Here is a 14,053-nt window from a genome sequence, read left to right as displayed (position 1 = left end):
TCCGACACCTAGTGTCCATCGTTTACTGCCGGGACTACCAGGGTATCTAATCCTGTTTGCTCCCCCGGCCTTCGTGCCTCAGCGTCAGTGTCAGTCCAGAGAGCCGCCTTCGCCACCGGTGTTCCTCCTGATATCTACGCATTTCACCGCTACACCAGGAATTCCACTTCCCTCTCCCGTACTCAAGACCGGCAGTTTCGAATGCCAGCCTGCGGTTAAGCCGCAAGTTTTCACACCCGACTGACCGACCCGCCTACGCACCCTTTACGCCCAGTGAATCCGAACAACGCTCGTTCCCCCCGTGTTACCGCGGCTGCTGGCACGGAGTTAGCCGGAACTTCCTCTGCGGGTACCGTCAGGGCCACGTCATTTCCTCCGTGACCGTTTCTTCCCCGCTGACAGGGCTTTACACTCCAAAGAGCTTCGTCACCCACGCGGCGTCGCTGCGTCAGGCTTTCGCCCATTGCGCAAGATTCCCTACTGCTGCCTCCCGTAGGAGTCTGGGCCGTATCTCAGTCCCAGTGTGGCCGGACACCCTCTCAGGCCGGCTATCCATCAGAGCCTTGGTAGGCCGTTACCCCACCAACAAGCTAATGGACCGCGGGCTCATCCACCGGCAACGGCCATCCGAAGACGACCGCCTTTGATCCTGTCGGGATGCCCCAACAGGATGTCATTCGGTATTAGACCCCCTTTCGGAGGCTTATCCCGAACCGATGGGCAGATTGCCCACGTGTTACGCACCCGTTCGCCGCTTTACTCACACCCCGAAGGATGCTTTCTCGCTCGACTTGCATGTATGAAGCGCGCCGCCAGCGTTCGTTCTGAGCCAGGATCAAACTCTCCGTGAGAAAGAAATCTTCGATTTCTTGCTCAAGAGACGATCCGAATGGAACGCCTCGGAAAATCACCAAACAATTGCATTGACCTCGGGGCTTCATAGAGAAACCCCTTGGCCCGCACCAAATCTGCTTTAGGCCTGTCTACGCTATTCGATTTTCAAAGAGCAAGACAAAACACCGCTTCTGCCCGAAGCGGCAAACGCTGAAGATACAAGAGGCCAAACCAAAGTCAAGCCGAAATCGAACTGGCAGTTACAAGAAGGTCGGCCAAAGCATCATACGGTCGCCGCCGGGCTGTGTTGGCTGGCTTTCCGATCACAGCGGCGAACGACCGGCGCCAACGCTACGGTATGTAAGTGTGTTCTGCAGGGTGAGCTTCCTGCCGCTCGAATTCCTCTTCCGGGATCGTGAAGACCTTGGCATAGCACCAGATGACCAGCCCCCAGACAAAGATCATCGAAAGTGTCAGGAATACCCATCCCAGCGCGGTCATGTCGATTCCTCCAAAAATCTAATCGTCCTTTTTCCCGTCGATGTCGAGCCCGGCTGCCCGCCAACGTTTCTCGCCGATCCGTGTCAGAATGACCAGTAGGATCGTCACGCCGGCAATCAGGATCATCGCCCCTTGCCGCAGTCCCGGAGCATACGGCCGATCGACATCAGCGAAGATCGAACCGACCCAGGAACCGAGGTTGCTCCAGCAGAACGCGATGAAGACCACGACCAGATAAGTCGGCGTCACATACTTCATGATAAATCGATACGCGCGGGGAATCTTTGCGTGCGATCCCTGGTGGGCGAGCTTCATCCCACGGTCAATGCCGAACACCCAACTGAAGCAAATGATCTGTACCATGGCCAGAACAAAAATCAGGAACGTACCGACCCAGTCGTCGATGGTGGACCAGAACAAGCCATCGCGGCTGTAGTACATCACCAGCGCTGAGCCAACGACACAGATGCCGACCATCAGAGTCGTTGCGCGTAGCCGATTCCATCCCAGCGACTCGCGAATGAACGCCAATGCGGGCTGATACATGGAGATGGAGCTGGTCACCGCCGCCAAAAACAGCATCAGAAACCAGATGGCGCCGATGATGTTGCCGATCGGTCCCATGTGGGCGAATACCACCGGGAGCGTCGTAAAGCCGAGCCCGAACGTCCCGCCCTGCACTGCGCCGATGATGTTGGACGTGCCGAGAAACACGAATGCGGCAGTCAGCGTGATCAATCCGCCAAATCCCACTTCAAAGAGTTCGTTGGTGGCCGACGCAGTCAATCCGGAGAGAACGACATCGTCTTTACGCTTCATGTACGATGCGTAGTTGATGATGACGCCGAATCCCACCGACAAGCTGAAAAAAATCTGCCCGGCTGCGGCCAGCCATGTCTGCGGATTCCCCAGCGCTTTGAAGTCGGGATTCCACATATACCCAAGACCGTTAACAACGCTCTGCTCGGGATGCGCGGGGTCGGGTGTCCCGAGCGTCAGGACGCGAATCAGGACGATCACCGCGCAGACGGCCATGATCGGCATGGCCCAACTGACGAACTTCTCGATACCGCGGGAAATGCCACGGAACACGAGCCAGATATTGATGCCGAACGTGACCACCCAAAACACGAACGTCGCCAGCGACCCGCCCGCGATGACGCCGTTTTGCCCGCGACCCGTGAAATCCGAGTAGAACTCCGCGGCGCGCGCCGTCTGCTCGGCGATCGGCGCGGCCGCGTCGATTCCCATGCCACCGGAGATATACTGCCAGAAATAGCCAAGGCACCATGCCTCGATGTAGGTGTAGTAGAACGACACTGCCAAAGGAATGAGCACACCGATGACACCCAAATACCGTCCTATGCCGCCCTTGGCAAACACCCCCAGAATCGACGGCGCCGAGTGCAGGCCCTTCAGTCCGCCGTAGCGTCCCATCGTCCACTCCGCCCAGCCGATCGGGATGCCAACAAGCAGCAGGGCGCAGAAATACGGGATCATGAATGCCCCACCACCGTTGGCCGCTGCCTGGCCGGGGAAACGCAGAAAGTTCCCCAGGCCGACAGCGGATCCCGAGACGGCAAGGATCACGCCGAGCCGGGTTCCCCACTGTTCAGTGTGATGCTTGTGGTCAGCGGACATGCGGACGGCCCTCCGTCAGTGCATGCAAGTTGAACGTTCGGCCCGCAGGCGTATCAATCGTCTAAGCTATTCTAAACTGGATCAACCGACCAACTGTCGGCAGGAATCGAGGGTGAATGGTTTGGCCTGCGGGATCAGATGTCAACACTTATTGCGACCGATGGAGGGTCCCAACGGAACGCCTCAGATTCAGCCACCGAGCGGAATCGAACCGCTGACCTGACGATTACGAATCGTCTGCTCTACCAGCTGAGCTACGGTGGCGGCCGGCGGCGGCAGGATAACAACAGGCACTCGGCGGGGGCAATTGATTCTTGCGGTCGTGCACAGCGGGCGATCCCGATTCGCTTGCACAATCGCAGGCCGTCATTGATCCTGGGGGCCGGCGTTCAACATGCTTGGAGCCGTGAAGTGGATATCCCCAAGAATGAGATGGAGGTCAGGCAACTCGACGGTGTCGCCCCGTGAAAAGAGATACAGGCTCTTTCCGCACTGAGTGAGTCGAGGAGACTCCACGCGACGAGGCCAAACGGCCCCAAAGCCCTCATCCATGAGCAGTACCGCTCGCACCGGACTCGGTACGTACAGTCGCGTTTCGCCGTCCTCTGCCTCAACAACCAAACCCTCCAACTGGCCGCCGAGGATAGCCCACTCGGCAGTTTTCATCCGCCGGGCCAAAAACGTGTATTCCGGGGCATGTTCGACCAGCAGCCAGGCATTGGTCTCCCGGTAACTGTGCTCAATGAACAGAACGCTGTCCGGCGCATATTGCAGAAGAGCTTCAAGGTAACCCCGTGTTATATTCTCCCAAAGTCGCACGCCGTTCAACGAAAAGTCCGATTGAATGCGGTAGGCCTTACCAAGAAGATACTTCCAATTGGCGCGGTCGTTCAGGAAGGACGCGTCCGCCATCTTCGGATAATTCTTAACGAGCGCCGGCGCTCCCAGGTACCATCCAAATTCAAGCACGAGTGTCGCCAGAAGAGGCCAACGACATGCCCAAGGCGATTGCGCTCGCGTGGATGCCAAGGCACTACGAGTGACCAGGTAGATGACGAGCGGCGCGAGAAACCACAGCGCGTAACCGTGCTGCCCCATATGCAGCAAGAGAAAGAAGCCGAGTGCCGGAAGACTCCACAGCAGGAGGAATCGAGACGACGCAACGCCGGAGTCGATCACCAATACTCGCCTACGTCGGTATCCAGCGATGACCATCGGAGCAAGCGGCATCAGCAAAAGTGCGAATGCTAGTCCGGTTACCATTCCGTACTTCAGTGCGACTGACGCATCGTCGGCAAAAAAGATTGAACTGGCAGTCAGAAAGTGATCGAAGTACTCTCCAGTGGCGTCGACGTATGCGCTGCTCCCGCCTGACATTATCATCAGCGGGACAACCCACATCGTGGCACCAACTATGGACATCATAAGCGCCAACAAAACTCCTCGACCGTCGCGACGACGATGCCATAAGTGATCGAGGAATACCGGCCCAAGAAATAATACAGTTGTTGGCCTGATCCCTCCCACGAATGTCCACAGAAAGCCAAGGAACCCCAGGCACCGGGATGATGGATGTCTGTGATCATCGTCTAAGGCGCCGATGATCGCCACCGCAAGAAACACTTCCGTCGCGTAGATGGATGTCGTCGTGCCGTAATACCAGAACAGCGGGTGAAAAATGACAATCGCGACGGCAAGGGTCGTCGACAGTGTGTCCAGTGAAGCACGCAGCAGGCGAAAGAGAATCAGGACTGTTCCGACTTGCGTTGCGACATTCACGATCAGGTACGCGTGATTGGCATCGTTCGCAATGAGCCGCGCCAGCCGACCGAGCAAGACAAACAGCACATACCCCGGCGGATGAGGACTGAGCGCCGACAGATCAAACTGCGTCAGGGCACGAGCGAAACAGCCCGCATCTAGGTGCAACAGGTAATCCGCATGCGTCATCCACCGCGAAGCCAGCAGCGCCACGAGCACCGCACCCAATGCGATACGGGATTCGAGTTGCGATCTGCGTGGTGAGTGCCAAGGACTTTTTTGAATCGAGGGCAATTCCTCCGGCGCCTTAGAGTCATCATCCGTCGCGGCCGCATCCCCGCAGCCTGACCTGTCGTGCGTTTCCAAGGCAGCTTCGAGATGTGACCTCGGGGATTTCAATGTGACGTGCTCCGATCGGGTGCGCAAACTTGTGAGGCGATTGTAAGATGGGGGAAAAGCGGAGGGTGTCAAGCAGGCCCATGCTGTCAAGTGCCGCCCCGCAGAGTTGAACTGCGGACACACGGATTTTCAGTCCGTTGCTCTACCAGCTGAGCTAGGGCGGCAGGGTCGCAATCCGGTCCAACCGAGCGATTTGACCGGACGCGCTTGATAAACCGTGGCATCGGGGAGAGTCAACAGCATTCTCCCCCCGCTCAGGCATCATTGGGGTGCCGACTTCCCGCTGTCTTTGGGAGCATCGGGAGGCCACTGCGGCGGCGACTCTTTTTTGAAGACGAATTCCGGCAATACCGAGTTGTAAGTATCGGTCACGTACATGAGGCGCGCCTCCGGTGGCAGTTTGATCGCGGCCGCCATGAACGCCTGCATTGGAAACTGCTTCTTCGAGCTGAAAAACAGTTGGCCGATCAGGCCGTGGCCGACGGGGATGGCGCCGACATTGGCCTTGGTGGAATCGGGATGGCGTCTGAAGTTGACCAGCAAAGACTGGTTTTTCGGTGTGTAGCGCGGTCCGAGGCTGAGGAATGGTCCCACGACGCCATTGGTAAATAACGCGGAATCCAGATGCATGACGCTGTCGCCGGGAACGAACTTCAGCGGCAACGTGACACCGATCACCGGATTGACATTGGACATCCACAGCGTGAGAACGGCAGAACTGTCGTTGGCACCCGCTGACAGATAGGCGGTCACATGATTGTCGAGTTTCTGCTCACCGGCTTGGGCAGGCGCGAATACACCGACAATGCACAGAACCGCGATCAACCATCGCACTGACATCAGAATCATCGGAATAACTCCCATCTGGTTTTCCCGTAAGTCTGTATGATCTATCGTCCACAACAACGCCCGGCTCGAGGCCGGGCGCAATGCATTATACAATCTGTGGGCAACGGATTCAACCGCCCTCGGGCAAAACACGGCGATGGAGTTCCTTGCGATCTTAGAAGGTACGGCGACTCTGTATCAGTCGCCGCAGCCGCGCGGCGGATTCGGCAGACCGACCCCGGCGCATCTCCCGCTCGGCACGCAATAATTCCAGTGTGGGATGATACGGGTTGATCTGTTCCAGCGCCGACAGAGCCCGTGCAGACTGGGCCGTGTCGTTGGACGCCAGCGCGGCTCTGCCCAGAAGCCCCCACGCCGGCGCGAGCGTCGAGTCCATCGAGATGGCATCGGCGGCGTGCTGAAGGCAGGTATCCATTTTATCGTCGTAGAATGCGAGGGCCGATTGGAGCAGAGATGTCAGCGGGCTGTGAGGAGCTTGCCGTCGGGCAGCGCCGACCGCAGCGCGCAGGCAGGGCAACGACTGCGTCTGCAAGCACGCGAGTGCAGCGTAGACGTGTGGTAATGCCGTGCCGATGCAGTCATCCCGACGTCGGCGGATCGTCTCGGACGCCATCAGATAGCGCCCCATACCAAAGAGTCGTCTCAATTCTGCGATGTACGCATCGCAACGGATCTGCGCGGTGTCTGGCTCGGCTCCTGTCGCAGGCGGATCCCCGATTTGTCCGAAAAGAGTCTTCAATCGCTCTGTCACACTGTGATCCCATCCGCGCTCGACTGATTGGACACGCCCTCCGAGTTCACACACAATCGTCGTGGGCACGCTGATCAGACCGAAGCGCTTCGAGACAGCCAATCCGGAGTCGATCCAGACGGGATCATCTTTGTATCCTGAGGTCCGCGCGATCGTGACAGTTCGCGCGGCATCCGCTTCGGCAGGAGTGCGCGCGTCGATGTTGAGGGGGACGAATCGCCAACGAACTCTGGTCCGGGCGGTCCATGCCGCCAAATCACCCAGCGCCTGGATCGAGGCCGGAGACGAGGTTGCCCAGAACAGGTATACGGTCGGCGGTCCGGGTGCGAGGATACTGTCTGAACGCGTGTCGAGTGTTGACAGACGCATGGCGCCGACCCGATCACCGGCATCGATCAGCAGCGCGGGCAGCTCATCCGCTTTCGACAGCGAGCTACTTCCGACCAGCAGTGCGATCAGCAGCCAATACGGCCGCCGCCGGACCTGACCTTCAGACACGATTCTCATTCGACGATCTCGTCACTCGATCAGCCAAAACAGCTTCCGGCGGTCGATTTCATCCCACACGCGCATGTAACACTGCACCGCCGAATCGGGCATACCGGCCTGCTCGGCGAATCGGCCAATGAGAAACAGGGTCTGCAGGTCCGGTTCCGCACTGGATTTTTCGAGCCATGTGATATGCGGCCGCGCGCTGTCGGGCCACGACGCCGACAGGAAGAATTCAGCCAGTCGCAGACGGACTTCGCGTCCCTCGGGTGATCGTTGCAGCGCTTCCTGCAGCGCATGACGCCGCCTGGCGGGATTCTCGAGTCGGCGCGCAATGTCGTCACGCATCAGCCATGGCCAGGCGAGGGTCGAATCTCCCGACAACACCGAATCGATGCGTGCCTGCGCCGAATCGAACGATCCGGATTCGATGAATTGTCGGATGGTCACGCGCGGGGGCAAAGTCACTGTTGGCTGTGCCTTGGTATCACGGCACACGGACCCGACCAGGATGAGCACCGCGAGGAGTGTGCGAGTCTGAGCGGCACAGCGTGTCCGTGCAAGACTGACACCATTCTCAGACATCCGGGTCGTCCCGCTTGGAGTAGTAGGTGACATCGGGCATATCGACGTATCCCGCGGCGGTGAATGTCGCGATGGACGCAATGTTTTCATCATCAATGAGGGCGGCCATGATCCTCATTCCCCGTCGTTTCAACACGTCTTCTGCGGCGGCAATCAGCCGCCGTGCGAGCCGCTGTCTCCGGTAATCGGGATGCACCGCCAGACGGTTGATCCAGCCGCGACGGTCATCATCGGTTGCCAGCACGAAACCGACGAGCCGCCCCGCAACAAACGCGCCGATAAACCCCTCGGGATTGCGCGACAATTGTCGCTGCAATTCCGCCGGCGCGTCACGACCGCCCCGACGGACTTCCAGACCTGACTGTGTCCACAATTCGATGAGCGCGGTCAGGTGGCCGGGCCGAAGGGCGGCGATCTCGATTCGTCTCTCGTCGTTCAAGTCGGGCTGGGCATCCGGGGATCTCATGGGGTGCGGAAGTGGGTGATGACCCAGCGGTCCGTGCGGTATTCCAATCGCATCTTGTTATAGTATTGCACGCGTGTCACCCGATCAATAAACGACACTTCCACCAGGGCGGTGTCTCCCCGAACCGTTTCCTTCCCGAGGACAATTTGATCCTCCATCCAGCGCCGGCGCACGATGCCGTCACCGGACAACGCAATCAGCAAGGTCGCCCCAGGGTCCGGGTTGAGACTGTCAGAGGGACCGAACAGGTCGGGATACTCGTCACGGACACTCCGGGCCGCGGCAGACAAATCCAGGCACGCCTGCACAGCGGTGGTGTCATCGGAATGAAGGGCGGCAAAGAATGCGTGGACGGTGCTCTTCGCATCGGGACGACTCGTACCTGGACAGCCGGCTACGACCCAGAGGGCAGCGAGCACGGCTGCACGCGCAACGATTCGCTCCATGAAGCGATCGTCGTTCATCGTAACTCCCGCTGAAACGCGATAGCCGGGTCTCGAATGGTCTTAGATCGCCGAGCGCAGCCCGAACCGGTGTGAGTCGCCCAGCACAGAGAGCGAACCATAGGCATAGTCGAGCATCATGCCGCGCAGCAGGATACCGATGCCGATGCTGAACCCTGCCAGATCGTCGCGGCCCGAACCGGTCTCGATTTGTCCGGTCAGAGAATTGTATCCTGCACGAAGAGTCAACGGTTTCAGACCGGCAAATTCCAGTCCACCCAGAAATCCGAAGTCATCGTCGCTGGGTTTGACAATATCCAGCGCGGCGAGGAGCGGCGCGCCTCGCAGCCGATGGGCAATTCCGAATGTACCAGTCACCGGCAGGTCATCCTTCTTCCCGCCGCCGAGCGCCTTTGTTTGCGATCCCAAGTGGCGAATCGATGCGCCAACGCGTGTGCGTCCGTCGCCCAACTCATATCGCGCCCCGGCATCGAGCGCAAAACCCGTTGACGATTCGCTGTCGATCGATTCGCTGATGAACCGGCCCGTTACGCCCCAGGCAGCCGGCGCGCCGACCCGACCGGCCACAGTCAGCGCCCCAGAGAAGTCGGATGCGCCGAACTGTCCGGACGCCACGCCATCTCCGTCGAAACCGTCAAAATCGCCGTAATCAAAGTATTGAATGCCGGCCGCCATCATCAGGCCCGATCCAATCGGTATTGCGGCGGCCATGAACCCACTCTGGATGTCTGTGACCCAGTTGGTGTAGGACAAAGTCCAGTCGCGCGGCCGGGCATCGGCCAGAGATGCCGGGTTGTAGCTGATCGCAGAGAGACCATCGGCAACTGCGGTCTGGGCGCCTCCCATTCCTTCGGCGCGGGCATCCGGACCGACTGTCAGGAAGAGATAACCGGCCTTTCCGGGTTCGGCAGCCCATGAGCGCGCTGAAACGCCGGCTGCTGCTGCGGTCAGCGATAGCGCCAGCAGCAACTGCTTACACGGTACTCGAGGATTCGTCATCAGATCTCCGGCAGCTTCGAACGTATTGTACTCATTCGTTCGCGGGGGGCAACAACTCTCTTGAACACAGTGGCGCGACGGCAGTTCCGTTCGAATGCCGAATCGACGCTGTCACCAGCTCTTGATCGTGCGGTTGAGCAGGTCCTCGCCGATCTTGTCGATGGCGCGCTGCTGTCCGGCCTGTTCGTCCTCGTTGTCGGCGTTGTAGATGCCGAACCCGCGCTGGCGTTCGATGCTCCAGATCGATTCGGGCCCGCCGCTCCCTTGTTTGGCAAGATTCGCCGTGACCCAGATTTCGACGATATATTCGGTGACGCGGTCCGTCTCGTCGAAAGTATAGGCGCGACGTTCATACTGAACGACCCGTCCGGATAGGATCGCCTCGGCGGCGGTGGGTTCGACGACACGAATTTGATTGTCGTCTAAGAATCCCTCGATAATTCCCTTCGTGAGCGCTTCCTCGATTCCGAATTCGGGAGTTTCGTTTTCGAAGACGCTGACATGGACGCTATTGACCAGCGCGGTCCGTCCGCCGGTGAAGGAGTACGGCGCACAACCCAGCGCCATCAGGCCGGTCGCCGCTACACAGGAGCACAGTGCCGTTGTCCGACTCATGGGGCCGCGCGCATCCCGTTCTTGATGACATGAACCGCGAGATTCACGCCGTAATGATAGGATAAATCCCGGTAATCGTCGGTATCCCATATCACACAATCGCATTGTTTCCCGACCGACAGCGAGCCGATGCGATCGGCACGCTGAAGCGACCATGCGGCGTTGACGGTCGCGGCGGTGAGCGCTTCCTCGGGAGACATTCTGTAGAGAACACATGCCTGATTCATCGTCTGCGTCATCGATTCGCACATGTTGCTGCCGGGGTTGCAGTCGGTCGCCAGCGCAACGGCGACACCGGCTTCGATCATGCGCCGCGCCGGGGGACGCTGCGTGCAATCCAGAAAATAAGAGACCCCGGGGATCAGTACACCGATCGTCGTGCTGTCGGCGAGGCACCGGATTCCATCGTCGGAGATGAAATCGAGGTGGTCGGCAGAGATAGCCCCCAGCCGCACCGCCAGTTCGGTACCCTTCATCGGGCTGAGTTGATCGACATGAAACCGGAGTCCGAATCCGAGCGAGGCAGCGGCTGACTGGATGCGTTCGGCCCAAGCGATGCTGAAGGCGCCGGATTCGACAAAAATATCATTGAACACAGCCAGCTTCTCACGTGCAACCGCCGGCAGGATTTCATGGCAGACGAGATCGACATAGTCGGACGGTCTGCTCCGGTACTCGACGGGGATGGTGTGCGCGGGCAATGCCGTCGGCACGAGATCGATCGCGTGGGACGAGTCCACGGTTCGGATGGCGCGCAACATCTTCAGTTCATGTTCCAGATCCAGGCCGTACCCGCTCTTTGCTTCAGCGGTTGTCGTTCCGTAAGTCAACATCCGGGATGCAATCTTTCCGGCGTTGCGACACAGCTCGTCGAACGCACCGGCTCTGAGGTCGGCCACCGAGCGGGCGATCCCTCCCCCCGCCTGGGCAATCTCGCTGTAACTTTTCCCCGCGGCCCGCTGGGAGAACTCGACGGCGCGTCCGCGGGCGAAGACCAGATGAGTGTGGGGATCGACGAGTCCGGGCGTGACGACATGCCCGGTGGCGTCGAAGACACCACAGCCCGACAATTGGGAAACCTGACGGGGCAGTGCGTCGGCGGGTCCGATCCATACAATCTTGCCGTCCCTGGCAGCCAGCGCTCCCTGTTCGATAACCGACAACTCCGCCAGATCGTGTCCGCGACGCGGTCCCGGCGGGACTGTCACGTCCGCGAGCGTCACCAGTTGCCGGGCGCCGTAAATGACGAGATCGGCTCTGATCATCGCATGAGGCGCAGCCAGCCAGCGTCTGCTGTGAACGTGAGGTTAGACGATTTCAAATGGCGACTTTGCCTGTGTGCCGCGTCGGCAGATGAGGTTTCGGCGGCACAGGATCGTCTGCGCGAGCTGTTCGGGTGACAGTCCAAACAACAAGACCGCCCAATCGGCGGGACGGATCGAACCCTCACCCCCGATCGTGACGTGCTGCACCCACTCGATGCCTTCAGCGACCGGCTCAAGGCTGATTTTACGCAACGAGCGTCGGGGGTCGACTGGCTTGCGCTCGGGACGGTCGGGGCGACGCCACTCCACCCGTGGCGCGGCTTGGAACGCACCGACCAACTGTGCGGCGACATTTGCATCAAGCGGTAACAACGCCGAAAACTCCTGCTCGTTGATCGACTCGGATAGTGACGGCATGTTTGTCGGCATGGCACGGTGTTCGACCATGGATATGCCCTCGGGCATGACGTCGCGCAACGCCGCGGCATGCGAATCATCGCAATCTTCATTCAGAATGATATCGAAGTATTCCGCGTCGGAGGTCATCCCGAACGGCAACGGCGGGCCGTACGACACTCTGAGACGCGGGTGAAATCCCTCCGAATACGCCGCCGGGATGCCGGCGCGACGGATCGACTGCTCGATGATGCGCACCATGTCCAGATGCGAATACAACCGCCACGATCCGTCTTTGGACCATCGGACTCTCATGCGCATGCGCAATGGTGCCGCCAGCCGTCGCGTGAGCGCCGCGCGCCGTTTGCGCCGCCCGAAGGACTCGATCGACGACTCGCCGACGTCTGCGATATGAGTTTCCTCGCGATCCTCAGAATGCGGCAGCGGCTTCGGACAGGGCGCGATGCGGGAGAACTGCGACTCCGGCACGGTCGACATCCCCGACTGGCTGCGATACCACGAGAGCCAGTCGAATGGCGGGATTTCGGGCTCTTCCCGGTCGGGCAGGTCGAGCAGCGCTAATGGTTCCCAGATTTTCGGTCCCGACACAGCCAGGAGGTTGCGCACGATGATCTGATCCAGGCCGAAACGTTTGCAAGACGCCGGGCGCGACATCGCCTCACAGAAATGCCGGAATTCGGCGACGATCCCGCGCCAATCGTCCTCTCCGGGAACATTCGGTGCGTCGGTCCACTCGCTGATTTCCGCCGGATCGAAGTGCAGGCGCAACGAGCGGCGGTCGGCAAAACCATTCGCTGATTGGGCCCACGATTCGATTATCGCCCGAGCGGGTTCGATGAGCGCAATCGCCTCGGCGAAGGAAGCAAACCGCATGACCAGCGCGAGCGACTGCCATCCGGCGTTCAGCGCCCGATGACCGGCGTTCTGCAAACCGGCAATATCAGAATCGTGCGCCAGCAGCAGCGGGAATGAGGGCTTTATCAAGTGCGGCTTGATGCCCGACCAGTACGTGTTGAAGTCATCGACGCATACGGCGGGCCACTGGGCACGAACCGTGCGTGTGTTGAATACCCGTCCGAGGTCGGTCAGTGCCGCGGCGAGCGTTGCCGCATCACCGTCGCCGACAGTGCAAAACCGCAGACCGTCAACACCACTGGCGCGCAATCCGCTGTGCGCATCCGACACGAGTGCGGTCTGAGAGCGGCATTCCAATTGGCCATGCGTGTTGACGCGCTCCAGGTCCACGTCGACGCAATCCTCCCCGATGTCGACTTTGGACAGGACGGGCGCGGTGTACCGCTGTGGCGTCGTACTCGGTTCGGGAAAGGGACGCCGACCATCCCAATACTTGTCCCATAGCGCAGCGTCACGGGCGTCGCAAACATCCGAGGGAACGTTCGATGCACCCCGCAACAGTTCGATGATCGATGTCGAGAGCCAACCACCCTGACTGGACGCGACCCAATCGGCATGCCCGATCAGGAATCGGGGCGCCCAGCTTCCCGACGTGATGACACCCAGCCGCGCGTGCCGTGGCCGCCCGATTTTGCGCATGACCGATGGGATGCGTGCTGCCGCCAATACGTCGGCGGCCCAAAAGACGATTTCGTCGACGGTGAGGAGATCGCGGCGCCCATCGATAGCGAAGGGCGCGCACTGGGTCTCGGCAATCTTGATCCACAGATCGGGACCATAGTCGAATGCGCGCATGCAGTCGATGCCCTCTGTTGACGCCAATTGGACACTGACCCGGCGCCAACCCGCGTCGGCGAACATCGCCTCGTACGAACCGGGATACACCAACGCAACCGACCGTCCGTGCGACCGCGGCGCGATGCCGAATTCACGGCCGAGGTAACGGCCGGGTTTGAGGATGTGATAGAAAAAGGCGTCGTCAGCAGGCGAGGCGGGGCCGGCGAATCGAAACGGCGATTCCCCCGTTCGCCCACTTTGGGAGTCGGCGGCGGACGACGGCATCGTGGCGGACCGTGAAGACAAAACGTCTGCGCCCACGAGA

Annotated in this window: 12 protein-coding genes, 2 tRNA genes and 1 rRNA gene (1 of these 15 cut by a window edge); all 15 read right to left on the bottom strand. The window is 60.0% G+C overall.

Going from position 1 to position 14,053, the window contains the following annotated elements; all coding sequences use genetic code 11:
* Window positions 1-851 (bottom strand): 16S ribosomal RNA (locus VGB22_04480); it reaches 712 nt to the left of the window's first position.
* A 334-nt stretch (window positions 852-1,185) separates the two neighbouring features.
* A complete protein-coding gene (locus VGB22_04475) occupies window positions 1,186-1,335 on the bottom strand; it encodes a hypothetical protein (GenBank protein HEX9750533.1) in 150 nt (49 codons plus the stop codon).
* Between the two features lie 18 nt (window positions 1,336-1,353).
* Window positions 1,354-2,976, bottom strand: coding sequence for a sodium-dependent transporter (locus VGB22_04470; protein ID HEX9750532.1), 1,623 nt, complete (start codon window positions 2,974-2,976; stop codon window positions 1,354-1,356).
* A gap of 191 nt (window positions 2,977-3,167) precedes the next feature.
* Window positions 3,168-3,240, bottom strand: a tRNA-Thr gene (locus tag VGB22_04465).
* 102 nt (window positions 3,241-3,342) lie between these two features.
* Window positions 3,343-5,103, bottom strand: a complete 1,761-nt coding sequence (locus VGB22_04460; GenBank protein ID HEX9750531.1) for a DUF2723 domain-containing protein — start codon at window positions 5,101-5,103, stop codon at window positions 3,343-3,345.
* Window positions 5,104-5,227: 124 nt separating this feature from the next.
* Window positions 5,228-5,300, bottom strand: a tRNA-Phe gene (locus VGB22_04455).
* 97 nt (window positions 5,301-5,397) lie between these two features.
* The gene (locus VGB22_04450; protein ID HEX9750530.1) at window positions 5,398-5,985 is read right to left on the bottom strand and encodes a hypothetical protein; all 588 of its coding nucleotides are present in this window, start codon (window positions 5,983-5,985) and stop codon (window positions 5,398-5,400) included.
* 154 nt (window positions 5,986-6,139) lie between these two features.
* The gene (locus tag VGB22_04445; protein HEX9750529.1) at window positions 6,140-7,243 is read right to left on the bottom strand and encodes a hypothetical protein; all 1,104 of its coding nucleotides are present in this window, start codon (window positions 7,241-7,243) and stop codon (window positions 6,140-6,142) included.
* A gap of 12 nt (window positions 7,244-7,255) precedes the next feature.
* Window positions 7,256-7,810, bottom strand: a complete 555-nt coding sequence (locus VGB22_04440; protein HEX9750528.1) for a hypothetical protein — start codon at window positions 7,808-7,810, stop codon at window positions 7,256-7,258.
* Window positions 7,803-8,249 carry a GNAT family N-acetyltransferase gene (locus VGB22_04435; protein HEX9750527.1) on the bottom strand — a complete coding sequence of 149 codons (447 nt, stop codon included), beginning with the start codon at window positions 8,247-8,249 and terminating at the stop codon, window positions 7,803-7,805. Before VGB22_04435 ends, VGB22_04440 begins: the two co-directional genes overlap by 8 nt.
* Before the next feature lie 23 nt (window positions 8,250-8,272).
* A complete protein-coding gene (locus tag VGB22_04430) occupies window positions 8,273-8,740 on the bottom strand; it encodes a hypothetical protein (protein HEX9750526.1) in 468 nt (155 codons plus the stop codon).
* Window positions 8,741-8,782: 42 nt separating this feature from the next.
* Complete coding sequence (locus VGB22_04425) at window positions 8,783-9,739, bottom strand: PorV/PorQ family protein (protein HEX9750525.1); 957 nt, start codon at window positions 9,737-9,739, stop codon at window positions 8,783-8,785.
* 111 nt (window positions 9,740-9,850) lie between these two features.
* On the bottom strand, window positions 9,851-10,354 hold the full coding sequence (locus VGB22_04420) for an LptE family protein (protein HEX9750524.1): 504 nt from the start codon (window positions 10,352-10,354) through the stop codon (window positions 9,851-9,853).
* On the bottom strand, window positions 10,351-11,619 hold the full coding sequence (gene hutI, locus VGB22_04415; protein HEX9750523.1) for an imidazolonepropionase: 1,269 nt from the start codon (window positions 11,617-11,619) through the stop codon (window positions 10,351-10,353). Before hutI ends, VGB22_04420 begins: the two co-directional genes overlap by 4 nt.
* Window positions 11,620-11,661: 42 nt before the next feature.
* The gene (locus VGB22_04410) at window positions 11,662-14,013 is read right to left on the bottom strand and encodes a TIGR03936 family radical SAM-associated protein (protein ID HEX9750522.1); all 2,352 of its coding nucleotides are present in this window, start codon (window positions 14,011-14,013) and stop codon (window positions 11,662-11,664) included.
* Between the last annotated feature and the right edge of the window lie 40 nt (window positions 14,014-14,053).

The sequence above is a fragment of the Candidatus Zixiibacteriota bacterium genome, assembly GCA_036397555.1.
Classification (GTDB): Bacteria; Zixibacteria; MSB-5A5; order WJJR01; family WJJR01; genus DATKYL01.
Note: the sequence above shows the minus strand (reverse complement) of the source record. Positions and strands in the feature narration are given on the sequence as shown.

Excerpts from the sequence above, each read along its gene's own strand:
- VGB22_04475 (HEX9750533.1), bottom strand. The coding sequence starts at position 1,335 with ATGACCGCGCTGGGATGGGTATTCCTGACACTTTCGATGATCTTTGTC.
- VGB22_04470 (HEX9750532.1), bottom strand. The coding sequence starts at position 2,976 with ATGTCCGCTGACCACAAGCATCACACTGAACAGTGGGGAACCCGGCTC.
- VGB22_04450 (HEX9750530.1), bottom strand. The coding sequence starts at position 5,985 with ATGATTCTGATGTCAGTGCGATGGTTGATCGCGGTTCTGTGCATTGTC.
- VGB22_04445 (HEX9750529.1), bottom strand. The coding sequence starts at position 7,243 with ATGAGAATCGTGTCTGAAGGTCAGGTCCGGCGGCGGCCGTATTGGCTG.
- VGB22_04440 (HEX9750528.1), bottom strand. The coding sequence starts at position 7,810 with ATGTCTGAGAATGGTGTCAGTCTTGCACGGACACGCTGTGCCGCTCAG.
- VGB22_04430 (HEX9750526.1), bottom strand. The coding sequence starts at position 8,740 with ATGAACGACGATCGCTTCATGGAGCGAATCGTTGCGCGTGCAGCCGTG.
- VGB22_04425 (HEX9750525.1), bottom strand. The coding sequence starts at position 9,739 with ATGACGAATCCTCGAGTACCGTGTAAGCAGTTGCTGCTGGCGCTATCG.
- VGB22_04420 (HEX9750524.1), bottom strand. The coding sequence starts at position 10,354 with ATGAGTCGGACAACGGCACTGTGCTCCTGTGTAGCGGCGACCGGCCTG.
- hutI (HEX9750523.1), bottom strand. The coding sequence starts at position 11,619 with ATGATCAGAGCCGATCTCGTCATTTACGGCGCCCGGCAACTGGTGACG.
- VGB22_04410 (HEX9750522.1), bottom strand. The coding sequence starts at position 14,013 with ATGCCGTCGTCCGCCGCCGACTCCCAAAGTGGGCGAACGGGGGAATCG.